Here is a 22,031-nt window from a genome sequence, read left to right on the forward strand (position 1 = left end):
AGCATCATGACGGTCATCAGCGCAGAGAAGGACACGCAGGAACTCAACTTCCGGCTCGTCGCCGAGTTCGACGCAGACGTGAAGCGGGTCTGGCGCATCTGGGAGGATCCCCGGCAACTCGAGCGGTGGTGGGGTCCGCCCACATGGCCCGCGACGTTCGACACCTACGATTTCGCGGTCGGCGGTCGCGCGGAGTACTTCATGACGGGGCCGGACGGCGAGAAGGCACACGGCTGGTGGATCATCACCGGCATCGATGCACCCACGCGCCTCACGTTCGACGACGGCTTCGCGAACGAGCAGCGCGAGCCCATGGACGAGCTCGGCCGGACCCACGCCGTCGTCACGCTCGAGGACCTCGGTGGCCGCACGCGCATGACGCTGGTCACGGGGTTCGAGTCGCTCGAGCAGCTTGACCAGATGGTGGAGATGGGCATGGAGGAGGGGCTGAAGGGTGCCCTCGGGCAGGTGGACGCCCTCCTCGCGGAGGAGGACGCCGCGGTCTGACCCGAGTTGCAGACGACACGCGAAAGCGCCGCCGCCCCGCAAGGGGCGACGGCGCTTGTGTGCCTCGTGCGCGCTACGCCGTTGCTGCCTTCGCCTTGCGCGGCGGCAGGGCGAGCTTGAAGATCTTCGCCCATGTGGAACCAACCTGCTTGGGCAGCGGACCCGTGGTGTAGGGCAGCCCGTAGCGATTGCAGATCTCGCGGACCTTCACGGCCACCTCGGCGTACCGGTTGGACGGCAGGTCGGGGAAGCAGTGGTGCTCGATCTGGTGGGAGAGGTTGCCCGTCATGAAGTGCATGAGCTTCGAGCCGGAGATGTTCGCCGAACCGATCATCTGGCGGACGTACCAGTCGCCGCGGGTCTCGCCGTCCACCTCCTCCTCCGTGAACGTGTCCGTGCCGTCGGGGAAGTGGCCGCAGAAGATGACGGCGTGCGCCCAGAAGTTGCGGATGGCATTGGCGGCGAGCGTCCCGTAGAGGGCCTGCTTGCCGGAACCGGTCAGCATGGCGACGGCGGGGGTGGCGGCGTAGTCCTTGGAGAACTGCTTGACCACCTTGACGCCCACGGCCTTCAGGTCCCGGTTCATGTCCTCCTTGGACTTGAGCCCTTCCTTGTACTCCGGGATCTCGAGGTCGTACAGGGCGATGCCCCACTCGAAGACCGGCGCCAGGATGGCGTTGTACAGCGGGTTGCCCAGGTTGAACGGCTTCCACGGCTGGTCCGGGTCCATGCGGAGGAGGTTGTATCCGATGTCCCTGTCCTTGCCGATGACGTTGGTCCAGCGGTGGTGCAGGTCATTGTGGGTGTGCTGCCAGGAGCGCGCCGGGGTGACGAAGTCCCACTCCCAGGTGGTGGAGTGGATGTCCGGATCGCGCATCCAGTCCCACTGGCCGTGCAGCACGTTGTGCCCGATCTCCATGTTCTCCATGATCTTGGCGAGGCTCAGCATGGCCGTGCCGGCGAAGAAGGCGGGCTTGTACTTGGCGAACAGGAGGGTGCCGCGGCCGGCGAACTCGAGGGACCGCTGGAGCTTGATGACGCGGCGGATGTAGGCCGCGTCGGTGGCCCCGCGCTTGGCGAGGACCTCGTCGCGGACGGCGTCGAGTTCGCGGCCGAGCTCCTCGACCTGCTCATCGGTCAGGTGCTTGGCGGCATCGGGGCGGACCAGGGGGTGGCCGGACGCCGCGAGGGCGCCCGGGCGGGTCGCTGTGGTGGTCATGAGGACTCCTCCGTTGGGGGTTACAGGTCGAGGTTCACGGGCCCGGCGGCTGCCGAGACGCAGGTCTGGATGAGCTGGCCGGGGGTGTTGTGCAGTTCGCCGGAGCGCAGGTCGCGCACCTGGCCGGCACGGAGCGGGATGAGGCAGCTGTGGCAGATGCCCATCCGGCAGCCGCTCGGCATGAGGACGCCGGCATCCTCGCCGATGTCCAGCAGCGGGGTGTCGCCGTCGGCCTGCACCTCGCGGTCGGACTGCTCGAAGGTGACGAGGCCGCCGTCGTGCCCGGCGCCGGCCGTGAGGTCGGTGCTGAACCGCTCGATCGTCAGCGTGCCGGTCCGCACGCCCTGTGTCTCGGCTCCGGTGGTGACGTCCGGGACGGTCCGGGACTGCTCGAGGGCCGCCTCCCGCTCCCAGAGCTCCTCGGCATCGTCGAGGAACCCTTCGGGCCCGCAGGCATAGGCCGCACGGGTACGCCAGTCCGGGCAGAGGTCGGCGATGGTCTGGGCGGTGAACTGCAGTCGGCCGCGGGCGCTGGTGAACCAGTGGCGGACCGTGAGGTTCGGGAACTGGTCCGCCAGCTCGTCCAGCTCCTCACGGAACAGGCTCTTCTCCGGGGTGCTGTTGGAGTTGATGAGCACCACGTTGGCGTCCGGCCGGCGCGGGACGAGCGTCCGGATCATCGACATGACCGGCGTGATGCCGCTGCCCGCCGTGAGCATGAGCAGGGAGCGGGGGTGCTCGGGGAGGACGAAGTCGCCCTGCGGCGGGGCCAGGAACAGGACGTCGCCCGGCTTGGTGTCGCGCACCAGGACGTGGGACACCGAGCCGGCGTCGGTGACGGTGATGGCGGGGTCATGGCCCGCGGCGTTGCTCAGGGAGTAGGAGCGCCACTGGCGCACCCCGTTCAGCTCGACGCCGATGCGCGCCCACTGGCCGGCCTGGTGTGCATGCCAGCCGTGCCCGGGGCGGAAGTAGATGGTGGCGGAGTCCTCGGTCTCGTGCTCCACACGCGTCACGATGCCACGGAGCTGGCGCGAGGAGTAGACGGGGTTGAAGAGCGCCAGGAAGTCTTCAGCCGTGAGGGGGGTGGTCAGCGCGGCCGTTGCCCGCGCCAACTTACGAAACCGGATCATTGAACCAACAATATAGCCTCGCCCGCTAAACCTCTGCACTGGTGGCATAGAGTTGAGGGAGAAGAATTGTCTTGACGAAACAGATCGGAGTTGTTCCTTTGAGTTCTGACACGCTGGAGACCGCTCCTCCGGCGCCGCCCTGGCTCGGCCTCCCGCCGGAGGTCAGTGACCGGCTGAGGCCTCTCACGCCGGACCTCGTCGAGGCCATCATCCAGGCGGTCCCGCAGCTGGTCCCGGCGTATGCCCGACCCATCGAGGGGAACTTCGGTCGCGGCCTGCGCAGGGGCGTGGCCGCGGCGCTCGAGCGGTTCCTCGAACTGCCGGGCACCGGGCTGCCCGCGCTGTCCGATCAGAGCCGTCAGCTGGTGGCGGGTCTGGGCCGCGGCGAGTTCCGGCAGGGTCGCAGCATGGATTCGTTGCTCGGTGCCTACCGGATGGGCGCCCGCGTCACGTTCCGGGAGATGTCGCGCCGCTCCATGGAGGAGGGCCTCGGCCCCGCCGTGGTGGTGGACCTCGGGGAATCGATCATGGCGTACATCGACGAACTCTCCGCCGTGAGCGCAGAGGCCTACGCCTTCGAGCAGTCGGAGCGGGCGGGGGCCGTGGACCGACGCCGGGCCGAACTGCTGGAGCTGCTGCTGCTCGGGCAGGCGGACGAGACCGCGCTCCGGCAGGCGGCGTCCCTCGCGGACTGGGCCGTTCCCGCGCAGGTGGCCGTGGTGACGCTGCCGCTGGATCGTGCCCGGGGGATCCGGCAGCGGCTCGGGACGGGGGCGATCGTCGTCGAACGCGAGACCGACGCCGTCGCCCTGGTGCCCGAACGGGGGGTGTGGCAGCGGGCCGAGCTGAACCGCGTGCTCACCGGGCGGAGCGCGGCCATCGGGCCCGCGGGAGGCCTCGACCAGGTGGCGCAGTCGCTGCGGCTGGCCGTGCTGGCGGCCTCCATGCTGCCACCGCGCGAGGGCGCGGAGGAGCCGCCCGTCTGGGCGGACGAACACATGACCGAGGTGGTCCTCGCAGCCGAACCCTCGGCCGTCGGGGAGCTGGCCCGCAGGAGGCTCGCCCCGCTGGCCGTCCTGCCGGACGTCCAGCGCATCAAGCTCGAGGAGACCCTGCTGGCCTGGCTGCGGCACTGGGGGCAGCGTGCGCCGATCGCCGAGGAGCTGGGCATCCACGGGCAGACGGTCGGCTACCGCGTGCAGCAGCTGCGGGAGCTGTTCGGCGACGACCTGAAGGACCCGAAGGTGCGCTTCGAACTGGAGATCGCGCTGCGCAGCGACCGGAAGGCCCCGGCCCAGTACTCCTAGGGTCCGCTGTAGGTGGCGGCCGTCCAGAGATGGAACAGGGCGTACGCGCGGTAGGGGCGCCAGGCCTCCGACAGCCTCTCGGCGTCGCGGATGCTCGGGTTCCCCAGCGCGCGGCGTGCCACGAGGTCGCCGGGCGTGAACGCGTCCGGATCGCGGAGGACCCGCACCGCGAGGTAGTCGGCGGACCAGGGGCCGATCCCGGGGATGGCGAGCAGCTCCCTGCGCTGCAGCGCGTGATCGGCGTCGGGATCGAGCGTCAGGCCGCCGACGACGGCGCGCGCCACGTTCTGGACGGTCGCGGCGCGCGTGCGGGTGACGCCCACCGCGGCGCGCAACTCCTCGTGCGGTGCGTCGGCGATGGATCGGGCTGTCGGGAACAGGGTCAGGCCCGACGCCGACGGCTCCCCGTAGGCCGCCGCGAGCCTGCCGCCGAAGGTGCCGCCCGCAGCGACGGAGACCTGCTGGCCGAGGACCGTCATGACGGCGGCCTCGAAGGCGTCCGGGTAGCCGACGGCGCGCAGCCCGGGACGTCGGCGGACCAGCGGGCCGAGGAGCGGGTCGGCGTCGAATGCGCGCTCGACGGCGGTGGTGTCCGTGTCGAGGTCCAGCCAGCGGCGCGTGGTGCGCGTGAGGTGCGCGAACTCGGCGTCGTCGTCCGTGTCCGCGGTGAGTTCGACGGCGTCGGGCCGGATGGTGACCGTGATGCGGCGCGGGCCGCCCGGCGTCGGCAGCAGCCTGGTGTGGGAGCGGCCGCTGGTGCCCGTACCGGTGACCTCACACCCCGGGATGGCGTGGTTCGCGAGGATCGCTGCCATCGGACCCGCCGCGAGGGGCCCGTTCGGGGTGAGGACCGCGGTGCGGCTCACGGGAGGATGGCGTCCGGCATGTCCCTGCGGCCGACGTCCGGGGCGCGCGCGATGCTGCGGGTGCTGCGACCGTCGACCCCCAGGGGCGCACCCGTGGCTGCGGGGCCCGTCCTGCCGCTGAGATCGGGTGCCGATGCCATAAGAGCTCCTGGAGGGTTCGGGAAGGGGGCCGGGTCCCACCCTACGACGGCCGACGGTCAGGATCGGGGCGTACCATCCCCGGCATGACCGAGCAGCAGCCCTACACCCTGATCGACACCTATCCGGGGTTCGAACTGCGGGCCTACCCGGCGCACGTCGTCGCCGAGGTGGACGTCGAGGCCGCGTTCGACGACGCCGGCACCGCGGCGTTCCGGATGCTCGCCTCGTACATCTTCGGTGCGAACACCGCAGGGCGGCAGCTCGCCATGACAGCGCCCGTGACACAGCAGGTGGCCGGTCCGCACGGGGAGGGGAGATCCGAGCAGCCGGCGACGACGGCCCCGGTGACCCGGCAGAGGGCGCCGACCGGTCACACCGTGGCGTTCGTGCTGCCCGCCGACGTCTCCCTCGCCACCGCGCCGGTCCCCGACGACCCTCGCATCCGCGTGGTGGAGAAGCCGGCAGCCACGGCCGCCGTCGTGTCCTTCTCCGGTCGCGGAGGCCGGGCGTCCTTCGAACGGCACCTCGAGGGACTGCTGGCGGCCGCGGAGAAGGCAGCCTTCGTGCCGCGGGGTGAACCCCGGTACGCGCGCTTCGATCCGCCTATCACGCCCGGGGTCTTCCGTCACAACGAAGTTCAGATCGACGTGGTGGGGATGCATGGAGAAAAGTCCCATCCGTAACCGGTATATTGCAGCCGGTATATGGAATACTTCCGCCTCTGCCGAGGTTGAGAGTGGCATCTGGGCGTCATTCCCGCCCATAGAAGGAGATCAACCGTAATGGCAACCGACTACGACGAGCCGCGCGTTCGTCCGGAAGACCAGCCGGCCAACGAGTCGTTGGAGGCAATTCAGGCTCAGCGCAGCGCAACCACGCAGACCGCGCTGATCGACGTCGAGGACGGTGAGACCGCCGAAGGCATCGACCTTCCGGGCGCCGACCTCTCGCACGAGGAACTCCTGATCCAGGTCATCCCCCAGCAGGAGGACGAGTTCACCTGCATGTCCTGTTTCCTGGTGCACCACCGCAGCCAGCTGGCGCGCGAGAAGAACGGCGACAAGTACTGCGCCGAGTGTGAGGGCTGACAGCTCCTCCGGATGCGCGTCGAGCCCCTGGCCCTCCGGCCGGGGGCTCCCTTCATTAACCGGTTAGGTGACCGGTCGCGCCCTACTGGCCGCAGCCGCAGTACGGTAAGGGGATGAAGTCTTCCCACGTCATCGTCCTGCCCGGAGGCGGCTATACCATGCTGTCCGACAACGAGGGTGAAGTGGTCGCCGACCGGCTGCGCTCCTTCGGCCTGTCCGCGGACGTCTTCGCCTACCCCGTCCAGACCCGCCATCCCGGACCGCTCGACGCCGTCCGTGCCGAGATCCGCCGGGTCCGCGCCGCCGGCGTCGACCGCGTGGCGCTGCTCGGCTTCTCCGCCGGCGGGCATCTCGCCGGACACACGGCGCTCGCCCCGGGGGCGCGCGACGACGAACGCGTGGATGCCGCCGTGCTCGGCTATCCGGTGGTGTCCATGGAACTCGCGACGCACCGCGGATCGCAGGACGAACTGCTCGGGTCCGAGGCGGACGGGACGCTCCGCGCCGCGACCTCACTGGACCGACTGGTCACCGGGGACGCGCCGCCGTTCTTCGTCTGGCACACCGCCGCGGACGAGGCCGTCCCTGTGGAGCATGCCTACCGGCTCGGCCTGGCACTCACCACCCAGGCCGTGCCGCACGCCCTCCACGTCTTCGAGGAGGGTGAGCACGGCCTAGGACTCGCGGAGGGACAGGGTACCGCCGAGCAGTGGAGCGGCCTGGCCGCCGCATGGCTCCAGGCGCGGGGCTGGTGACCGCCCCGGCCCGGTGATCGCCCAGACCCTCACTACGCTCGGCCCCGTGATCGGCCTGATCGCCCTCGGTTACGGCCTGCGGGCCCGCGCCTTCCTCGCACCCGCATTCTGGCCACCCGCCGAACGGCTCTGCTACTTCGTCCTGCTGCCCGCGCTGTTCATCAACGGCACCGCGACGGCGGATCTCGCCGGGCTGCCGATCGCCCTGATGGCGCCGATCCTCGCCGGGTCGGTGCTCCTCACGGCGCTCGGACTGGTCCTCGCGCAGCGCCGCCTCGACCTCGACGGCCCCGCCTTCACCTCCGTGCTCCAGGGCAGCATCCGGTTCAACAACTACCTGGGGCTCTCCATCGCCCTCGCCCTGTTCGGGGCCGACGGCGTGGCGCTCGCCGCCATCGCCAACACCGTCCTCGTGCCGCTCGTGAACATCCTCTGCACGCTCGCCTTCGCACGCTACGGAGCCGAGCGGCTGACCGTCGGCGGCACTGTCCGCAGCATCGCCACGAACCCGCTGATCCTCGGCTGCCTCATCGGGATCCTGCTGAACGTCACCGGCGTCGGCCTGCCGCCCGGCCTCGACGATTTCGTGCGGGCCCTCGGCACGGCGTCGCTGCCGCTCGGCCTGCTCTGCGTCGGCGCGGCGCTCGAGCTCCGCAGCATGGGCAGGAACCTCGGCGCGGTTGCGCTCTCCACCTTCGTCAAGTTCGCGGTGCTCCCGGGACTCGGTGTCGCCGGCTGCCTTCTGCTCGGGCTGACGGGAGAGCCGGCCGCCACGGTGATCCTCTTCCTGTCCTTGCCCACGGCGTCCTCCGCCTACGTGATGGCCCGGGCCCTCGGTGGGGACTCGCGCCTCATGGCCTCGACGATCACCCTGCAGACCCTCGCCGGCGTGGCCTATCTACCGGTGGTGTTCCTCGTCATCCGGGGCGTCACCGGCTGAGGACCCGCCCGCCGAACTCCTCCTCGAGTTCGTGCAGGTCGAGGTCGCAGCCCTTGTCGGATCCCCGGAAGGTGCGGCGGTACGCGGCGGGGCTGACGCCCAGGGCCTTCTGGAAGTGGTGGCGCAGCAGTACCGCCTGGCCGAAGCCTGCCGCGCGGGCGACGGCGTCGACGGTCAGGCGCGTCTCCTCCAGCAGCGACTGGGCGCGCAGCAGGCGCTGCCCGGTGAGCCACGCGGCCGGCGTCGTGCCCGTCTCCGCGCGGAAGCGCCGGGCGAAGGTCCGCTCGCTCATGTGCAGGCGTTGGGCGAGGGTCGCCACGGAGACGTCCTGGTCCAGGTGGTCCCCGAGCCACACCAGCAGTTCCTCCATGGATGCGCCGCATTCGGTGGGGATGGGCCGCTCGATGAACTGGGCCTGGCCGCCGTCGCGGTGCGGGGGCACCACCATGCCGCGGGCGATCGCCGTCGCCGCCTTCGGGCCGAACTCCTTCCGGATGAGATGCAGGCTCGCGTCGATCCCCGAGGCCGTGCCGGCGCTCGTGAGGAGGTTGCCGTCCTCGACGTAGAGCACGTTCTCGTCCACGTGGGTGCCCGGGTAGGCCTGCGCCAGGCTCCTCGTGTACTTCCAGTGCGTCGTCGCCGACCGGCCCTCCAGGAGCCCGGCCTCGGCGAGGGCGAACGCCCCCGAGCAGACCGAGAAGATGCGAGCACCCCGGCGGTCCGCTGACCGGAGGGTGTCCAGGACGGCGCCGGGCACTGCTGTGCCGTCCGGGAAGGGAGCCATGATGACGAGGTCGGCGTCGTCGGCGCGGGTGAGGTCGTCGTCGACCTGCACGGACACGCCCGACGCCGTCCGGATCAACCCGGGTACGGGCGTGCAGACACGGAGGTCGAAGGCGGGAAGGCCTACGCCGAGGGCCGAACGGTCCACGCCGAACACCTCGCAGACCACGCCGAACTCGAAGACGGCGAGGCCTGGAAGAACGATGACGGCGACCCTGGTGAGCATGGTTCAAGTTTGGCAGCTTTTGAGCGTTGTGGGTCGTTTCTGCCACTCTTTTTCTTCCGCCGACGGGATCACCATCGATGCATGAACATCTTGCTGATTCTCCTGGTCATCGTCCTCACCGCACTCCTGGTGCGCTACCTCCTGCGGACCGTCGGCGCGGATGTGCCGTCGGATCATCCGGCGTCACACGCCGACTGGAGCGTCGGCTCCCTGCCGAGCTCCGCCTACGGTCTGCGGCACGACGCCTAGAAGCGCCGCCCCGGCTCAGTGCTCGCCGTCCGCGTCCTGCTCCCTGATCCTCCCCCTCGCGCCGGCGTCCAGCACGCTCTCCGCACCCACCAGCGCGGCGGCCATCACGGACGCCAGGGCGAGGGCCGCGAGCGGCGCGAGCGGGGCGGCGACGGGGATGAGCAGGAGCAGGCCTGCGGTGCCGACCAGCCGCAGCTTCTTCCAGGAGCCGGCCATGCGGCGCCAGAAGGCGGAGCTGCCGAGCAGGAACAGGGCGGACCCGCCGAAGAGCGCGAAGGAGCCGAGCAGGCCGAAGTCCTCCGTGGCGTAGACGTGCGCCAGAACGTCCTCCACCCCGAACGCGGAGAGGATGATCCCCGCCACGAGGGGCAGGTGCAGGTAGCTGTAGGCATCGACGGCGGCCGAGATGCGTTCCGAGCCGCGTAGCGCCGCGAACCGGTGCTCGGCGGCGATCGCGGTGACGTCGAAGTGCAGCCACCACAGGCACACGGAGAGGGCGATCCCGAATACCGCGCCGAGGAGGATCGGGATGCTCACGGGCTCGCGTGACGCGCCGACGCCGATGGCCACGATCGACTCGCCGAGCGCGAGGATGACCACCAGGCCATGACGCTCGGTCCAGTGTGCCGCCGACGGCAGCCGCCAGTTCCCGCCCGTGGAGGTGAGGTAGGTCAGGGTGATGTCCAGCGCCAGTCCGGCCGCCCACAACCAGGTCTGCGCCGTCCCGCCGATCAGTGCGCCCACGAGGATGAGGGCAGAGCCCGGGAGCATCGCCACGGACAGGGTGAGGACCTGGCGCTGGAGCGGTTTGTCGTCCATCGCCGCATACAGGTAGAGCAGCAGGTGCATCACGCGCACCACGAAGTAGGCAAGCGCGAGGACGAGGGGGCCGCTGAGGCCGCCCTCGAGGTCGTGGAACGCCTCGGGGATGGCGAGTGCTGCGATGAACATGGCGACCATGACGACGGCCAGGCCGAGGCGCATGATGCCCTCGTCCACGTGCGTCTGGTTGCCGAGCCAGGAGAAGGCCACCCAGGACCACCAGAGCAGGCTCAGGATGATCATGCCCTGCAGTACTCCGAGGAACGAGTGCTCGTGGGCCATGAAGCCGGTGACCTGCGTGAAGGCGAACACGAAGACCAGGTCGAAGAAGAGCTCGAAGGTGGTGACGCGGTGCGACTCGTCCGAGACGCGCGCCGCCCGAAGGGATCTCCGCCTCAGGTGCATGCGGCACAGTCTAGGACTGCGTGCGCCGGTCACCGAGGGGTCCGGGGATTATGAAGTACACCCCGAGTGCTAAGCATGCTTGCTATCACCTCGGGTGGGACCTACGGTGAAGGGAAGCAACCGCTCGAAAGGATCATGATGATCACGCTTGAACAGATGAAGGATGCCATGAATGCCGGCGCGAACGTGCTGAGCGAGGATGGAGCCGTCCTGGGCCGCATGGGCCAGCTCTACGTCGACGACGCGACCGGGGACCCCAGCTGGGTCACCGTCGCCACCCACACGGCGGGCAACCCGGAATCCTTCGCGCCCCTCCGCGACGCCACCCTCGACGGCCAGGACGTGCGCCTGCCGTACCCGCACAGCACGGTCTACGACTCCCCCAAGATGTCGCAGGACGGTCACCTCAGCCCCGAGGAGGAGCAGCACCTGCTCCGCTACTACGGTCTCATGGCGGCTGCAACGGACGACGACGGCATGGCGACCGCACCGTCCGGTGACCGCTCCTCGCGTGCCGACGCCTTCGCCGACCGCTCCGATCGGTCCGGCCACTCCGACGGCTTCGACCGCTCCGATCGTTCCGCCGGCTTCGTGGGCGGCGCGGCCGATGACGACGAGGTGTCCATGACGCGCTCCGAGGAGCAGCTCCGCGTCGGCACCGAACTCCGGGAGACGGAGCGCGTGCGCCTCGTCAAGCGCGTGGTCACGGAGGACGTCACCATGACCGTGCAGATCCGGCGGGAGGAGCTCGTCGTCGAGCGCGTGCCGGTCCAGAATGGTGCGCCGCTGTACGACGACGGTGCAGGCACGTTCAGCAAGGCCGAGCGTGAGCGCCTGTACTCGGCGGTGGAGACCGCCTTCAACGGCGACGTGGTCGAGATGGTCCTCTACGAGGAGAAGCCGCGCATCGAGGTGGACGTGGTGCCCATCGAGCGCGTCCGGATCAGCCGCGAGGCCCACACGCATGACGAGGTCGTCAGCGGCCAGGTGCGGAAGGAAGTCATCGAGACGGAGCGCATCGAGCTGTAGGCCCGCCGCCCTCCCGCAACGCCGGGAACGACCGCCGAAACCAGCTTTCGGCGGTCGTTCCTGTCCTCTCGGCGTTCGTCCTAGTGCTCCCGTGAGGACAGCACGCAGAACTCGTTGCCGTCCGGGTCCGCCAGGACCTCCCACGTGACGTCGGGCCCCTGGCCGATGTCGACGCGACGTGCCCCGAGGGTGATCAGACGCTCGATCTCGGCGTCGCGGTCCTCGCCGGCATGGGGCGCGAAGTCGAGGTGCAGGCGGTTCTTCCCCTGCTTCTCGTGCTCCACGGGGACGAACACGAGGCCGGGAGGGACCTGCTCGAAGGACAGCGTGGGATCCAGTTCGCGGGCCCACGGCGGTACCACCGCGGCCTCGTCGTCGTCCTCGAAGATCACCTCCCAGCCCAGTGCGGCGGACCACCAGTGCGCCAGGGCGCGATGATCGGTGGATTCGATGACGGTGGAGTACCAGCGAAGAGTCATGTGCTGATTGTGCCGCGAGGGCGGCGCCGGGTCGCCCGGAGCCGGACAGATCCGGTCCGCATTGCCGTCGGTCAGCGGCTGAGTCGGCTCCTGAACAGCAGGTAGACGAAGTAGGGGGTGCCGAGCAGTGCCGTGAGCAGGCCCGCCGGGAGCTGGGCCGGCGCGATCGCCGCCCGGCCGATGAGGTCGCCGAGGCAGACGAGGACGGCCCCCAGCAGCATGGCGGCGGGCAGGATGAGCCGATGTGACGCGCCCACGAGGGCCCGTGCGGCGTGGGGCGCCACGAGACCCACGAAGCCGACGACACCGATGCCCGCGACGGAGGATGCCGTGAGCAGGACCGCGGCCGTGAGCAGGACGAGCCGTGCGCGTGGAACCCGGATGCCGAGCAGGCGGGGCGTGTCCTCGTCCAGGGCCAGGAGGTCCTGCGTCCGGTGGAGGGACGCGACGACCGGCACGGTCACGAGCAGGGCGACGGTCATGGGTACGAGGTGCTGCAGCGACCTGCCGTAGGTCGAGCCCGACAGCCAGGTCAGGGCCTTCGATTCGTTCCACGGATCGGTGAGGACGATCAGCAGCGTGATCACGGCGGTCGCCGCCGCAGAGACGCCGATCCCGATCAGGACCAGCCGGTCCGTCTGCATCCCGCCGCGGAAGGACAGCCCGAACACCACGAGCGAGACCACGGCGGCGCCGGCGCCGGCCGCCGCGCTGACGGTCCAGAAACCGGCGAGCGGCACGATCGTGATGACGATGACCGCCCCCACGCCCGCGCCCCCGGAGACCCCGATGATCGCGGGTTCGGCGAGGGGATTCCGGGTCACGGCCTGGATGGCGGTCCCGGCCAGCCCGAGCGATGCGCCGGCGAGCAGGGCCGCTCCGACGCGCGGAGCCCTGGCGTCCAGCACGCTCGAGACCACGGGTCCGGCCTGGCCTGACACCCAGTTGGCCAGATCCCCGAGGAGGAGCTTCGCGTCGCCGAGCAGCAGGCCGGCGACGGTCGCTGCGGCGAGCAGTACGGTCAGGGCCACGAGCACGGCGGTGCTCCGGGTGGCGCCGACCCTGCGCAGCGAGACGGGCGCGGCGTCCCGGGTGGGGCCGTCCGAGCGCATCCGGTGCGCGAGCGCCACGAGGAAGACGGCCCCGAACACCGTGGTGACGACGCCCGTCGGTACCTCGACCGCGCTCTCGGCGCCGATCGCACCCCGCAGCAGGACGTCCGCGCCGAGCACGAGGAACACGCCCATCAGCGCGGCGGCGGGAATCAGCGCGAAATGGCGGTGCAGGCCGGCGATGCGGGGCGCGGCGAGGCGCACGACGGCGGGCGCCGCGAGCCCGACGAAGCCGATCGGCCCGGCGACGGTGACGGCCGCGGCGGACAGGAGCACGGCGAGCACGATGGCGAGGACCTGGGTCCCGCGGACGTTGATCCCGAGGACACGCGCCTGATCGTCACCGAGGGTGAGCAGGTCCAGGGACCGCGACTTCACGAGCAGGATGAGCAGCGTCGCGCCGACCAGCGGCGCCAGCAGCGTGACCTTCTCCAGTCCGCTCTGCCCGAGGGAGCCGGCCCCCCACGCGAACAGCCCCCGGGTCTCCTGCGAGAACAGCAGCAGGAGGGCGCTGGTGAGGGCGCCGAACGCCAGCGCGATGGCCGAGCCGGCGAGGACCAGGCGCACGCTCGAGGACTGCCCGGCTCCGGAGAGCGCGAGGACGAGGACTGCCGCGGCGAGGCCGCCGAGGAACGCCACTCCCACCGCGCCGAGCAGTGGCACCTGCAGGCCGAGGGCCGCGACGGCGACGACGGCGAGATGGGCGCCCGCGTTCACCGCCAGGGTGTCGGGGGATGCGAGGGCGTTCCGCGACACCGACTGCATGACGGCGCCGGCCGCCCCCAGGGCGGCGCCGACGAGGATCCCTGCAGCCAGCCGGGGGATGCGGCTCGCGGCGACGACGGCACCGGTGGTGCCGTCGTCGTTCCCGGCCAGCAGGCCGAGGATGTCCGCGGCGTCGACGCTGGAGGTGCCCTGGGTGAGGTGGACGAGGGCGAGGACCGCGGTGGCTGCCGCGAGGACGCCGCCGGCAAGGGCCAGTCGCGCTGCCGGACGGGCGGCGGGGGCCCCGGCCCGTGCGGGAGCGGACCGGGTGAGGGTTGCCGGCGGCACGGCGGCTACTGTCCGGCCTGCGCGGCCTCGACGGCCGCGTCCACGATCTGTCCCATGGAACTGGGTCCGCCGAACGTCCACAGGGCGTCGGGGAAGCGCGTCACATCGCCGGACTCGACGAACGGCAGTCCCTTCCACACGGCGTTGTCCTCGAGTCGGTCCTGGTACGGATCGCCGAAGGCGTCGTTGGCGATGTACCAGAAGCGGGTGTCCTCGGGCAGCGCGGTGAGGCCCTCGACGTCGGTCTGGCCGAGGCCGTAGGCGGGATCGCCCTCGACCTCCCAGGCGTCGGTGAGGCCCAGCTGGGCGAGGACGTTCCCGACGAGCGAGCCTTCGGTGAACGGGCGGATCGACACACTGCCGGCGTCGACATAGGCGTCGGAGAACGCGACCGGGGCGCCCGCGGCGCCCGCCGCCTCGATGGCGGCCTTGCCCTCGGTGATCTGCGCCTCGAGACCGGACCTGAGGTCCGCGGCCTGGTCCTCGGTGCCCGTGAGGGTGGCGATCAGGTCGAGGTTCTCGTACATCTGGCCGAGGTTGTCCGTCGCGTCGCCGCCGGGGACGACGACGACGGGCACGGTCTTCTCAATCTGCTCGATCGCACCCTCGACGAGCTGGTCGGTGACGATGACGACGTCGGGCGTGAGGGACACGAGGGTGTCGATGCTCGGCTCGCCCCGCACGCCGACGTCGGTGACGGAGTCGTCGAGCGGCTCGGCGCTCACCCACTGGGCGTAGCCCTCCACGTCGGCGGCACCCACCGGCATCACGCCGAGGGCCACGAGGTTCTCGACGGCGTTCCACTCGGTGGCCACCACGCGGTCGGCGGGTCCGTCCAGCGTGACCTCCTTGCCGCGTGCATCGGTGACGGTGATGCTCTCGCCGGCCGTGGTCTCCTCGGGCGAGGGGCTCCCGGCGGCCTCCTCCGTGGTGCCGCACGCGGTGAGGGAGAGCAGGGCCGCCGCGGCGAGGGCAGCGAGGATCTTCGGTTGTGTCATCGGGTTCGTTTCTGTTCGTGCGCGGACGGCGCGGGGATGGAGCGGATCAGGGGGCCGGGACGGCTTCGCGGGGTGCATTATGGCGCCCGACGGCGCGGGTGTGGACGGTGCCGTCCGTGACGGTGACGTCGACGCGGACGCCGTAGGCGCGGGACAGGTTCTCGGAGGTCAGGACCTCCAGGGGTGCGCCCTGGGCCATGACGGCGCCGTCCTCCAGCAGGACCACGTGGTCGGCGATGGCGGCAGCCTGGTCGAGGTCATGCAGGACGACGCCGACGGTCACGCCGTGGTGGGTGGCGAGATCGCGGACGACGTCGAGGATCTCCACCTGGTAGCGGAGGTCGAGGTACGTGGTGGGTTCGTCGAGCAGCAGCACGCCGGTGTCCTGCGCCAGACAGCTGGCGAGCCAGACGCGCTGCACCTGTCCGCCGGAGAGCGCGGCGACCGGGCGATCCGCGAGGTCGGTGGTGCGCGTCAGCTCCAGCGCACGTCCGACGGCAGCGGGGCCCTCGCCGTCCTGGCCCGTCCAGCGGCTGCGGTGCGGGTGGCGGCCGAAGGTGACGACCTCGCGGACGGTGAGGCCGCCGGGGACCGGCCGGCTCTGCGCCAGGAGGGTGATCGCACGGGCGAAGTCCCTGGGGGAGAGGCCGAGGACGTCCACGCCGCCGTCGAGCGTGACCGATCCGGCGTCGGGTGCGTGGAGGCGCGCGATGCTGCGCAGGAGCGTGGACTTGCCGCTGCCGTTGGGGCCGATGAGCGCAGTGATCGTGCCCGGCGCGAGGCCGAAGGAGACGGACTCGATGACCTGCCGGCTGCCGTAGGAGACGCCGAGGCCCGCGACGGCGAGGGACGGGGGAACGGCGGACTCGTTGAGGGGCACGAGCTTAGGTTAGGTTGTCCTAACGTCAAAGTGCAAGAAATAACGTCACATCAGCATGCGCTAATGCGTGGCCGGCTCACTCCGGCGGCAGGTGACCGACGCGGCGGTGGCGTTGCAGCGGCGCTTCTGATCAGGTCTCCGGCAGCGCGGCGAAGGCCTTCTTGGTGTCGTTGTACCAGCCCAGACCCTTGATCGGGTTCTTCCACCGGCCCTTCATCGCGTCGTGGGCCGCCTGGTGCTGCGTGTCACCGGCCGTGGTGGCGTCCTTCAGGTGCTGGTCCTGGGCCTTGATGACGTCGTCCGCGGAGTCGCCGTGGAGCGCCAGGTCGCAGGGGCCGCCGAGCTGCCTGCAGGTCATGGTTTTCATGGGAGTTCCCTTTCGCTGGGTGCGGTGTACGAGATCGGCGTCCGCCGCCCTCGTACTGATGACGAATCAGGCATCGGAAGTGTGACCGGTGAGCTCATGTGCGTTCCGCAGCCGCGCGCCGGACGAGGGCGCTCAGGACGTCCGGCCGTGCGCGGAACGTGATCGCGCTGACGACGCCGTCGGTGATCGTGAAGTCGAACGCCACCCGAGCCTCGCCGCGGTGGAACCACGCGGCGCCGGGCCGCCCGTCGACGAAGACCGGGAAGGCGGTGGTCGCGGCGCCGTCGAACATCGCCGCCACCGTCGCGCGACCCTCCAGCCGTGCCGGGGTGCCGGCCTCGATCGCCTCGGTATCGGCGCTGACGACGACATCGGGTGCGAGCAGGTGTACCAGGCGCGCGAAGCTGCCGCCCCGGGACGCAGCGAGGAAGGCGTCGACGACCTCCCAGTCGGCGGGTGTCCCGTCCGGGGCGAGGGCCGAGACCCGGGACCGGGCCCTCGACGCCAGCTTGCGGGCGGCCTCCGGTGAGACCGCGAGGACGGTTGCGATGGTGCGGAAGTCCACGCCGAAGGTGTCATGCAGGATGAACGCCACCCGTTCGGACGGTGACAGGCGTTGCAGCACCACCTGGAGGGCGACGCCCACGCTGGCGGCCTCGATCAGCTGTTCGGCCGGGTCGGTGACGGCGCCGGCGTCGGTTTCCGGGACGGTGTCCGTCGGCTCCGGCACCCTGGACCGCAGGCGATCGAGGCAGAGGCGTGTCGTCACGACCGTCAGCCAGCCCGGCACGTTCTCGATCACGGTGTCGGTGGCGTGGAGGCGCAGCCAGGCCTGCTGCACCATGTCCTCGCCCTCGGCCCGGTCATCGAGGACGCCGGCCGCGATGCGCACGAGGCGTGGGCGTTCGGCTTCGAACTGCTCCGTCAGGTCCATCCGCACACCCTAAACCGTCCCGGGAAGGGCGGCAGGAGGACTCTGGCCGACAGTTGCCCGCGGGCGTACAGTCCGCCCATGGCACTTGATCCGGTTCAGACCAATCCTCGGCATTATCGGGTGGTGTTCGAGAACCACCGCGTTCGCGTCCTCGAGTACACGGACGAGCCCGGCGATATCAGCACAGAGCACCAGCACCCCGACAGCGTCATGATCACCGCCGGTTCGTTCCGTCGGCGGTTGCATGCCCATGGGAGGAGCATCGACGTGGAACTCCAGGACGGGGAGGTCCGTTGGCTGCCCGCCCAGGACCACTACGGCGAGAACTCGGGGACGACGCCGTCGCACGCTTTCTTCGTGGAACTGAAGGAGGCGGATCCGAATCCCGACACGGATGGCCTGCATCTGGGACCGACCAAGCTCTGATCCACCCGATGGCGATAGATACCAAGCAGGCTGATGATTCGCGTAGGCTGGAAGGACGACGTCGAACACCCCACCGTGGCGGTCCTACCCCGCACCCTCGCAGCGCGTCGCACGGCCAGCAGGATCCCATCGGAAGGACTCCCCATGAGCAGCCAGAACCAACAGCCCCAGCACGACGAGTCGGCCGACGAAGAGCTGTCCGAGTCCCTCGAGGGGCACGACAAGCTGTCGAAGGACGACGACGAGGACTCGCCCCTCGAGGAGATCGAGGACAGCCCCGTCCGCACCAAGAACAGCTGACTCCGCCGACCGTTCGCCAGGGGGAGTTGCTACTGATCGTCCGTGGACGCCGGGGATTGACTCGGTAGGGCATCGGGGTGATCCTGTACACCCACACCGCTTCGGTGGGAGAAGTGTCCTGTTGGGAGGCATTCTGATGCAGACTCTGGACCGGGATGAATTGAGTATCCACATCGATGCTCCGCCCGAGGACGTCTACGAGATCGTGGCCGACGTGACCAGGACGCCTGAATACAGCCCCGAGGTGGCATCCTGCGTGTGGCTCGGTGGTGCTGCCGGGCCCGCGCTGGGTGCCCGCTTCAAAGCACAGAACAGGATCGGGAAGTCCCGATGGAGCAACAAGCCGATCGTCACGGCGGTGCTGCAGGGTCGGGAGTTCGCCTTCGCCCGCACCGAACCCCTCTGTGGCACCGTGCACTGGCGTTACAGGTTCGAACCCGAGCACGGGGGAACCCGCGTCACCGAATCGTACGAAGTAGTGCGGCCCATCACCCGAGCCGGATGGATCATCGTAAGCGGCTTCGGGCGTGATAGGAACCGCCGCAAGACCCTGCACGACGGCATCGAGGAGAGTCTTCACCGGCTCCGCACCATCGCAGAACAGGCACAGACCGGAGCACCCACCCTCTGACGGCCGCTCTCGTGTGATCCTGCAGCCTGATCGACTGCGACGCCGTGGCTTCGTGAATCGTCACTGCTCTCATCGGCGTCCTTCTCAGGCGTGGTGAGCTGATGGGGGCAGCACATGTGCCAGGACGTCGGACAGGGTGATCACGCCGACGAGGCGCTCGTCCTCCATGACCACGGCCAGCTGTTCTCTCGCGCCCCGCAGCTGGGTGAGCGCCTCGTACACCGGGGTGCCGGCGTCGAGCTGGAAAGCGGGTCGGCTGAGGTCGCTGACGGGCCGATCAGCAGGTTCGAGGAGGGTATCGCGTACGTGGACCACCCCCGGGCCCGCTGTCGTCGTCTCGTCGACCAGGATACGCAGATGCTCGGTGCGCGCGGCCGCGGCCTGGACGTCGGCGATCGTCGCAGTGGATGGCACGGAAGTCGGTAGGCCGGGGGAGACCAGTTCCCGGACGGTCAGCTTCTCGAGGTGCAGGACCCCGGAGAGCTGGGTCTGGAAAGAGGCATCGAGCGCGCCGACGGACGCGGAGTGTTCCACGAGGTGGCGGATGGTGTCGGCATCCTGACCGCCGACGGCGGCTCGTTCCACGGGGGTGACACCGCTGGCGGCGACCAATCGGTTCGCCACGGCGTTGACCCACTTCAGCAGGGGGCGCAGAGGCCATATGTAGATCCTCGACGGGATGCCGACGAGTTTCGCCGACCGTTCGGGATGAGCGATGGCCCAGGACTTCGGGGCCATCTCACCGACGACGAGGTGCAGGAAGGTCACGAACAGCAGCGACAAGCCGAATGCTGCTCCACCTGCAATACCTTCGGGCACGCCCCAGGAGGTGAGGACAGGGCCGAGCCACGCATCGACCGCGGGCTTGGTGATTGCACCGAGGGCGAACGTGCACGCTGTGATGCCCAGCTGCGCTCCTGCGAGCATGAGGGTCAGCTCGTTGATGCCACGCAGCGCCGCGCGGGCGGAGCGGTTGGTCGCAGCCTCCGGTTCGAGACGGTGGCTGCGGGCACCGAGCAACGCGAACTCGATCACCACGAAGAACGCGCTGAGGACGATCAACAGGGTCGTGACGAGGGTGACGATCAGCGGATCCGTCATCGGTCCTCCTCCTGCTGCGGTGCGACCTGCTTGTGGTCGGCTGCTTCGGCTCCGCCGTCAGTACCTACTGCGGCGTCTCCGGGGCGCCCGGTGTCGACTTCGTCGCGGGTGAGCTGCCGCAACCGAACGTCGAGCACGCTGGGCACATGGCGTTCGATCTCGAGCACCTGGACCTCGAGGATCCGGCGGACGGGCTCGTCCAGGACGTAATCCCGCGCGTCGTCGGGAAGTTCCACCGAGACGCTCTCGCCTATCGCGGGCAGTTCGCCTCGCGTGGCGATGAGGAGCCCGGCGAGCGTTTCGTAGTCACCGTCGGGAAGGCTGTGCCCCACGGCCCGTTCCACCTCGTCGGCGTGGATGCTGCCGCTCATGCGCCAGGACGCTCCGTCCCCTGTTTCGATGAAGGGTGGGGTGTCGTCGTCGTGCTCGTCGATGAGTTCGCCGAGGAGTTCTTCTGCGAGGTCTTCGACGGTGATGACACCGGTGAAGCCGCCGTATTCATCGATGACGCAGGCGAGCTGGTTCCGGGACTGCATCAGACGGTCCAGCGCGTCGGGCAGGGACATCAGGGCGGGGAGGACCACGGCCGGGCGCATGATGGTGGTGACCGCAGCGTTCCCGTCGACGTCCGGACCCAGGAGATCTGACAGGTGGGCCACGCCAAGGGGTTCCTCGGTATCGGAGACCACCGGATACCGGGTGTGCGCTTCGGCCATCCGGGTGCGCACCTCATCGATGGAAGAAGCCGGCGTAACGGTGCCGACCTGCGACCGGGGAATCATCGCGTGCTCGATGTCGCGGTCCGGGAAGTCGAGGATGCGGTCGATGAGCATCGACAGGTCCTCGGGCAAGTCGCCGCTCTCCCGGGAGTCAGCGACGATCCGGTCGAGATCCTTCGCGGTCGCCGTGGTATCGACGTCGTGGACGGGCTCGACCTTCAGCAGGCGCAGCAGCGCGTTCGCGGCGTGGTCGAAGACGGTGATCAGCCACCCGAAGACCGTGAGGTAGATGGTGGTGGAGCGTGCGAGCCCACGGGCCAGTGGTTCGGGGTTCGCGATCGCGAGGTTCTTCGGATACAGCTCGCCGAAGATCATCTGCACCACGGTGGCGAGGACCAGTGCCAGGATGGTGCCGATCGAGATGCTCAGGGCAGCAGGAATGCCGGCGCCTCCGAGCAGTACTCCCAAGGATTCCCCGACCAGCGGCTCGGCGACGTAACCGATCATCAGGCCGGTGACGGTGATGCCCAGTTGTGCTCCGGAGAGCATGAACGAGGTACGGCGTGTCACTTTCAAGGCGCGTTTCGCGGCGACGTCACCGGCTTGAGCGCGTGCGGCAAGTCGCGTGCGGTCCACGGACATGTAGGCGAACTCCTGTGCCACGAAGTATCCGTTGGCGGCGATGATCGCCAGGATCACGACGATGCCGAGGAGAAGTGTGAGGACGGCTGCAATCACCGGCGTGGTCCTCGGCGCGAAGCCTGTGTCGCTCCACCAGGCACGCCTTCGGCGTCAGATCCCAAACAGGAAGTACACCCATGATCGGGGTCGTCGATGGACCCGTGCCGCGCGCTCAGTAGAACCAGCATCCCTCAATAGGCAACAAATGACTGACCACAACGATACTGAAGCAAGATGAGAGCGGCTCTCATCTTCATAGGCAATGGGCCTCTTGCGGCAGCGTCCGCCGCGTGTCTGCCCCCTCCTGCCCACACTGCGGTTTCCTGATAAAGATGTGGCCCGCATCCGGCTGTCATGGCAGTGGTATGCCGGGGGCAGAGGCGAAAAGCACAGAGAAAGGGAGTGCACCCTGTTGATGTGCACTCCCCTTCGCCTCTTCTATCTCGCTGCCTGGAGTCCCGGCGCGGTGCAGGACGGCAGGAGCGTCAGTTCTTCTTGAAGGCGTCCTTGACCTTCTCGCCGGCCTGCTTCAGATCACCCTTGGCCTGATCGCCCTTGCCTTCGGCTTTGAGGCTGTCGTCGCCCGTGGCGTCACCGGCAGCTTCCTTGCCTTTACCGCCGAGCTTGTCCGCGGTGTTGCCGATCTTGTCGTCCAGTCCCATGATGTTCTCCCTACGGTTGACGTCATTGGTGGTACCACCGGCTTCTTGCACCGGCCGTTCCAGTCTATGCACAGTCGCCCCGGGTCATGGGGACGCTGCACACGCCCCCTTGCCGCCGACCCGACCGCATTTACCTGCCATTGCAGGATTTCGGCTCTCTTGTTGCCGTCAGAATCCGACAGCGTGGTCACGACGCGCGGCGGGCAGAATCGTGTTCG

26 protein-coding genes are annotated in these 22,031 nt (G+C 69.5%); 11 read left to right on the plus strand and 15 right to left on the minus strand.

The features are described 5' to 3' along the window. The first annotated feature begins 6 nt into the window (after positions 1 to 6). Positions 7 to 507 (plus strand): SRPBCC family protein, encoded by a 501-nt coding sequence (locus AC4D2E_RS12145; protein ID WP_490911437.1) that lies wholly within the window; start codon positions 7 to 9, stop codon positions 505 to 507. Positions 508 to 580: 73 nt separating this feature from the next. On the opposite strand, the gene AC4D2E_RS12150 is transcribed toward AC4D2E_RS12145, so the two are convergent. Further along, positions 581 to 1,726, minus strand: coding sequence for a fatty acid desaturase family protein (locus AC4D2E_RS12150; protein ID WP_104167363.1), 1,146 nt, complete (start codon positions 1,724 to 1,726; stop codon positions 581 to 583). Positions 1,727 to 1,746: 20 nt separating this feature from the next. Continuing rightward, positions 1,747 to 2,859, minus strand: a complete 1,113-nt coding sequence (locus AC4D2E_RS12155) for a ferredoxin reductase (protein WP_490911436.1) — start codon at positions 2,857 to 2,859, stop codon at positions 1,747 to 1,749. A 98-nt stretch (positions 2,860 to 2,957) separates the two neighbouring features. Here AC4D2E_RS12155 and AC4D2E_RS12160 point away from each other — a divergent pair, with 98 nt between their 5' ends. Next, positions 2,958 to 4,166, plus strand: coding sequence for a PucR family transcriptional regulator (locus AC4D2E_RS12160; RefSeq protein ID WP_104167360.1), 1,209 nt, complete (start codon positions 2,958 to 2,960; stop codon positions 4,164 to 4,166). Here AC4D2E_RS12160 and AC4D2E_RS12165 read toward each other — a convergent pair. Both AC4D2E_RS12165 and AC4D2E_RS12170 read right to left on the minus strand, forming a co-directional pair. After that, on the minus strand, positions 4,163 to 5,032 hold the full coding sequence (locus tag AC4D2E_RS12165) for a DNA-3-methyladenine glycosylase family protein (protein WP_490952783.1): 870 nt from the start codon (positions 5,030 to 5,032) through the stop codon (positions 4,163 to 4,165). The two genes, AC4D2E_RS12160 and AC4D2E_RS12165, sit on opposite strands and share 4 nt — an antisense overlap. Continuing rightward, the gene (locus AC4D2E_RS12170) at positions 5,029 to 5,172 is read right to left on the minus strand and encodes a hypothetical protein (protein WP_490952784.1); all 144 of its coding nucleotides are present in this window, start codon (positions 5,170 to 5,172) and stop codon (positions 5,029 to 5,031) included. Before AC4D2E_RS12170 ends, AC4D2E_RS12165 begins: the two co-directional genes overlap by 4 nt. A gap of 84 nt (positions 5,173 to 5,256) precedes the next feature. Here AC4D2E_RS12170 and AC4D2E_RS12175 point away from each other — a divergent pair, with 84 nt between their 5' ends. The 4 genes from AC4D2E_RS12175 (at position 5,257) to AC4D2E_RS12190 (ending at position 7,956) form a co-directional block, all read left to right on the plus strand. Continuing rightward, the gene (locus AC4D2E_RS12175; RefSeq protein ID WP_490952785.1) at positions 5,257 to 5,856 is read left to right on the plus strand and encodes an SOUL family heme-binding protein; all 600 of its coding nucleotides are present in this window, start codon (positions 5,257 to 5,259) and stop codon (positions 5,854 to 5,856) included. Between the two features lie 99 nt (positions 5,857 to 5,955). Continuing rightward, a complete protein-coding gene (locus AC4D2E_RS12180; RefSeq protein ID WP_043442948.1) occupies positions 5,956 to 6,261 on the plus strand; it encodes a DUF4193 domain-containing protein in 306 nt (101 codons plus the stop codon). A gap of 113 nt (positions 6,262 to 6,374) precedes the next feature. Beyond that, a complete protein-coding gene (locus tag AC4D2E_RS12185) occupies positions 6,375 to 7,016 on the plus strand; it encodes an alpha/beta hydrolase (RefSeq protein ID WP_490952786.1) in 642 nt (213 codons plus the stop codon). Between the two features lie 46 nt (positions 7,017 to 7,062). Beyond that, positions 7,063 to 7,956, plus strand: a complete 894-nt coding sequence (locus tag AC4D2E_RS12190) for an AEC family transporter (RefSeq protein ID WP_490952787.1) — start codon at positions 7,063 to 7,065, stop codon at positions 7,954 to 7,956. On the opposite strand, the gene AC4D2E_RS12195 is transcribed toward AC4D2E_RS12190, so the two are convergent. Continuing rightward, a complete protein-coding gene (locus tag AC4D2E_RS12195) occupies positions 7,946 to 8,965 on the minus strand; it encodes a GlxA family transcriptional regulator (protein WP_490952788.1) in 1,020 nt (339 codons plus the stop codon). The two genes, AC4D2E_RS12190 and AC4D2E_RS12195, sit on opposite strands and share 11 nt — an antisense overlap. Positions 8,966 to 9,046: 81 nt before the next feature. Between AC4D2E_RS12195 and AC4D2E_RS12200 the strand changes: the two genes are divergently transcribed. After that, positions 9,047 to 9,214: a hypothetical protein gene (locus tag AC4D2E_RS12200; protein ID WP_490911426.1), complete on the plus strand. Its 168-nt coding sequence runs from the start codon at positions 9,047 to 9,049 to the stop codon at positions 9,212 to 9,214. A gap of 15 nt (positions 9,215 to 9,229) precedes the next feature. Here the strand turns inward: AC4D2E_RS12200 and AC4D2E_RS12205 are convergent, their stop codons facing one another. Further along, positions 9,230 to 10,441 carry a low temperature requirement protein A gene (locus AC4D2E_RS12205; RefSeq protein WP_490952789.1) on the minus strand — a complete coding sequence of 404 codons (1,212 nt, stop codon included), beginning with the start codon at positions 10,439 to 10,441 and terminating at the stop codon, positions 9,230 to 9,232. A gap of 135 nt (positions 10,442 to 10,576) precedes the next feature. Between AC4D2E_RS12205 and AC4D2E_RS12210 the strand changes: the two genes are divergently transcribed. Beyond that, positions 10,577 to 11,470: a YsnF/AvaK domain-containing protein gene (locus AC4D2E_RS12210; protein ID WP_490911420.1), complete on the plus strand. Its 894-nt coding sequence runs from the start codon at positions 10,577 to 10,579 to the stop codon at positions 11,468 to 11,470. A gap of 80 nt (positions 11,471 to 11,550) precedes the next feature. On the opposite strand, the gene AC4D2E_RS12215 is transcribed toward AC4D2E_RS12210, so the two are convergent. From AC4D2E_RS12215 to AC4D2E_RS12240, 6 genes are all read right to left on the minus strand, one after another. After that, entirely contained in the window at positions 11,551 to 11,949 is a 399-nt protein-coding gene (locus AC4D2E_RS12215; protein ID WP_490952790.1) for a VOC family protein, read from the minus strand. 71 nt (positions 11,950 to 12,020) lie between these two features. Further along, the gene (locus AC4D2E_RS12220; protein WP_490952791.1) at positions 12,021 to 14,114 is read right to left on the minus strand and encodes an iron ABC transporter permease; all 2,094 of its coding nucleotides are present in this window, start codon (positions 14,112 to 14,114) and stop codon (positions 12,021 to 12,023) included. Between the two features lie 5 nt (positions 14,115 to 14,119). Beyond that, the gene (locus AC4D2E_RS12225; protein ID WP_490952792.1) at positions 14,120 to 15,112 is read right to left on the minus strand and encodes an ABC transporter substrate-binding protein; all 993 of its coding nucleotides are present in this window, start codon (positions 15,110 to 15,112) and stop codon (positions 14,120 to 14,122) included. A gap of 46 nt (positions 15,113 to 15,158) precedes the next feature. Next, complete coding sequence (locus AC4D2E_RS12230; RefSeq protein WP_490911412.1) at positions 15,159 to 15,992, minus strand: ABC transporter ATP-binding protein; 834 nt, start codon at positions 15,990 to 15,992, stop codon at positions 15,159 to 15,161. 130 nt (positions 15,993 to 16,122) lie between these two features. Then, positions 16,123 to 16,359, minus strand: a complete 237-nt coding sequence (locus tag AC4D2E_RS12235; RefSeq protein WP_490911410.1) for a hypothetical protein — start codon at positions 16,357 to 16,359, stop codon at positions 16,123 to 16,125. 94 nt (positions 16,360 to 16,453) lie between these two features. Continuing rightward, positions 16,454 to 17,293, minus strand: a complete 840-nt coding sequence (locus tag AC4D2E_RS12240; RefSeq protein WP_490952793.1) for a sigma factor — start codon at positions 17,291 to 17,293, stop codon at positions 16,454 to 16,456. A 78-nt stretch (positions 17,294 to 17,371) separates the two neighbouring features. Here AC4D2E_RS12240 and AC4D2E_RS12245 point away from each other — a divergent pair, with 78 nt between their 5' ends. From AC4D2E_RS12245 to AC4D2E_RS12255, 3 genes are all read left to right on the plus strand, one after another. After that, complete coding sequence (locus AC4D2E_RS12245; protein WP_490952794.1) at positions 17,372 to 17,719, plus strand: cytoplasmic protein; 348 nt, start codon at positions 17,372 to 17,374, stop codon at positions 17,717 to 17,719. A 144-nt stretch (positions 17,720 to 17,863) separates the two neighbouring features. Beyond that, a complete protein-coding gene (locus AC4D2E_RS12250; RefSeq protein ID WP_490952795.1) occupies positions 17,864 to 18,019 on the plus strand; it encodes a hypothetical protein in 156 nt (51 codons plus the stop codon). A gap of 136 nt (positions 18,020 to 18,155) precedes the next feature. Beyond that, positions 18,156 to 18,650 carry an SRPBCC family protein gene (locus AC4D2E_RS12255; protein WP_490911402.1) on the plus strand — a complete coding sequence of 165 codons (495 nt, stop codon included), beginning with the start codon at positions 18,156 to 18,158 and terminating at the stop codon, positions 18,648 to 18,650. Positions 18,651 to 18,734: 84 nt separating this feature from the next. Here AC4D2E_RS12255 and AC4D2E_RS12260 read toward each other — a convergent pair whose 3' ends face one another. From AC4D2E_RS12260 to AC4D2E_RS12270, 3 genes are all read right to left on the minus strand, one after another. After that, positions 18,735 to 19,751, minus strand: coding sequence for a CNNM domain-containing protein (locus AC4D2E_RS12260; RefSeq protein WP_490911400.1), 1,017 nt, complete (start codon positions 19,749 to 19,751; stop codon positions 18,735 to 18,737). Beyond that, on the minus strand, positions 19,748 to 21,208 hold the full coding sequence (locus AC4D2E_RS12265) for a hemolysin family protein (protein WP_490911398.1): 1,461 nt from the start codon (positions 21,206 to 21,208) through the stop codon (positions 19,748 to 19,750). Before AC4D2E_RS12265 ends, AC4D2E_RS12260 begins: the two co-directional genes overlap by 4 nt. 428 nt (positions 21,209 to 21,636) lie before the next feature. Further along, positions 21,637 to 21,813, minus strand: coding sequence for a CsbD family protein (locus tag AC4D2E_RS12270; RefSeq protein ID WP_104167326.1), 177 nt, complete (start codon positions 21,811 to 21,813; stop codon positions 21,637 to 21,639). Positions 21,814 to 22,031 lie beyond the last annotated feature (218 nt).

The organism is Arthrobacter sp. TJ-265 (assembly GCF_058269135.1).

What these genes read in the sequence shown, in the direction of transcription:
- AC4D2E_RS12145 (WP_490911437.1), top strand. Translation starts at nt 7, where the DNA reads ATGACGGTCATCAGCGCAGAGAAGGACACGCAGGAACTCAACTTCCGG.
- AC4D2E_RS12150 (WP_104167363.1), bottom strand. Translation starts at nt 1,726, where the DNA reads ATGACCACCACAGCGACCCGCCCGGGCGCCCTCGCGGCGTCCGGCCAC.
- AC4D2E_RS12155 (WP_490911436.1), bottom strand. Translation starts at nt 2,859, where the DNA reads ATGATCCGGTTTCGTAAGTTGGCGCGGGCAACGGCCGCGCTGACCACC.
- AC4D2E_RS12170 (WP_490952784.1), bottom strand. Translation starts at nt 5,172, where the DNA reads ATGGCATCGGCACCCGATCTCAGCGGCAGGACGGGCCCCGCAGCCACG.
- AC4D2E_RS12175 (WP_490952785.1), top strand. Translation starts at nt 5,257, where the DNA reads ATGACCGAGCAGCAGCCCTACACCCTGATCGACACCTATCCGGGGTTC.
- AC4D2E_RS12180 (WP_043442948.1), top strand. Translation starts at nt 5,956, where the DNA reads ATGGCAACCGACTACGACGAGCCGCGCGTTCGTCCGGAAGACCAGCCG.
- AC4D2E_RS12185 (WP_490952786.1), top strand. Translation starts at nt 6,375, where the DNA reads ATGAAGTCTTCCCACGTCATCGTCCTGCCCGGAGGCGGCTATACCATG.
- AC4D2E_RS12195 (WP_490952788.1), bottom strand. Translation starts at nt 8,965, where the DNA reads ATGCTCACCAGGGTCGCCGTCATCGTTCTTCCAGGCCTCGCCGTCTTC.
- AC4D2E_RS12200 (WP_490911426.1), top strand. Translation starts at nt 9,047, where the DNA reads ATGAACATCTTGCTGATTCTCCTGGTCATCGTCCTCACCGCACTCCTG.
- AC4D2E_RS12205 (WP_490952789.1), bottom strand. Translation starts at nt 10,441, where the DNA reads ATGCACCTGAGGCGGAGATCCCTTCGGGCGGCGCGCGTCTCGGACGAG.
- AC4D2E_RS12210 (WP_490911420.1), top strand. Translation starts at nt 10,577, where the DNA reads ATGATGATCACGCTTGAACAGATGAAGGATGCCATGAATGCCGGCGCG.
- AC4D2E_RS12215 (WP_490952790.1), bottom strand. Translation starts at nt 11,949, where the DNA reads ATGACTCTTCGCTGGTACTCCACCGTCATCGAATCCACCGATCATCGC.
- AC4D2E_RS12225 (WP_490952792.1), bottom strand. Translation starts at nt 15,112, where the DNA reads ATGACACAACCGAAGATCCTCGCTGCCCTCGCCGCGGCGGCCCTGCTC.
- AC4D2E_RS12235 (WP_490911410.1), bottom strand. Translation starts at nt 16,359, where the DNA reads ATGAAAACCATGACCTGCAGGCAGCTCGGCGGCCCCTGCGACCTGGCG.
- AC4D2E_RS12240 (WP_490952793.1), bottom strand. Translation starts at nt 17,293, where the DNA reads ATGGACCTGACGGAGCAGTTCGAAGCCGAACGCCCACGCCTCGTGCGC.
- AC4D2E_RS12245 (WP_490952794.1), top strand. Translation starts at nt 17,372, where the DNA reads ATGGCACTTGATCCGGTTCAGACCAATCCTCGGCATTATCGGGTGGTG.
- AC4D2E_RS12250 (WP_490952795.1), top strand. Translation starts at nt 17,864, where the DNA reads ATGAGCAGCCAGAACCAACAGCCCCAGCACGACGAGTCGGCCGACGAA.
- AC4D2E_RS12255 (WP_490911402.1), top strand. Translation starts at nt 18,156, where the DNA reads ATGCAGACTCTGGACCGGGATGAATTGAGTATCCACATCGATGCTCCG.
- AC4D2E_RS12260 (WP_490911400.1), bottom strand. Translation starts at nt 19,751, where the DNA reads ATGACGGATCCGCTGATCGTCACCCTCGTCACGACCCTGTTGATCGTC.
- AC4D2E_RS12270 (WP_104167326.1), bottom strand. Translation starts at nt 21,813, where the DNA reads ATGGGACTGGACGACAAGATCGGCAACACCGCGGACAAGCTCGGCGGT.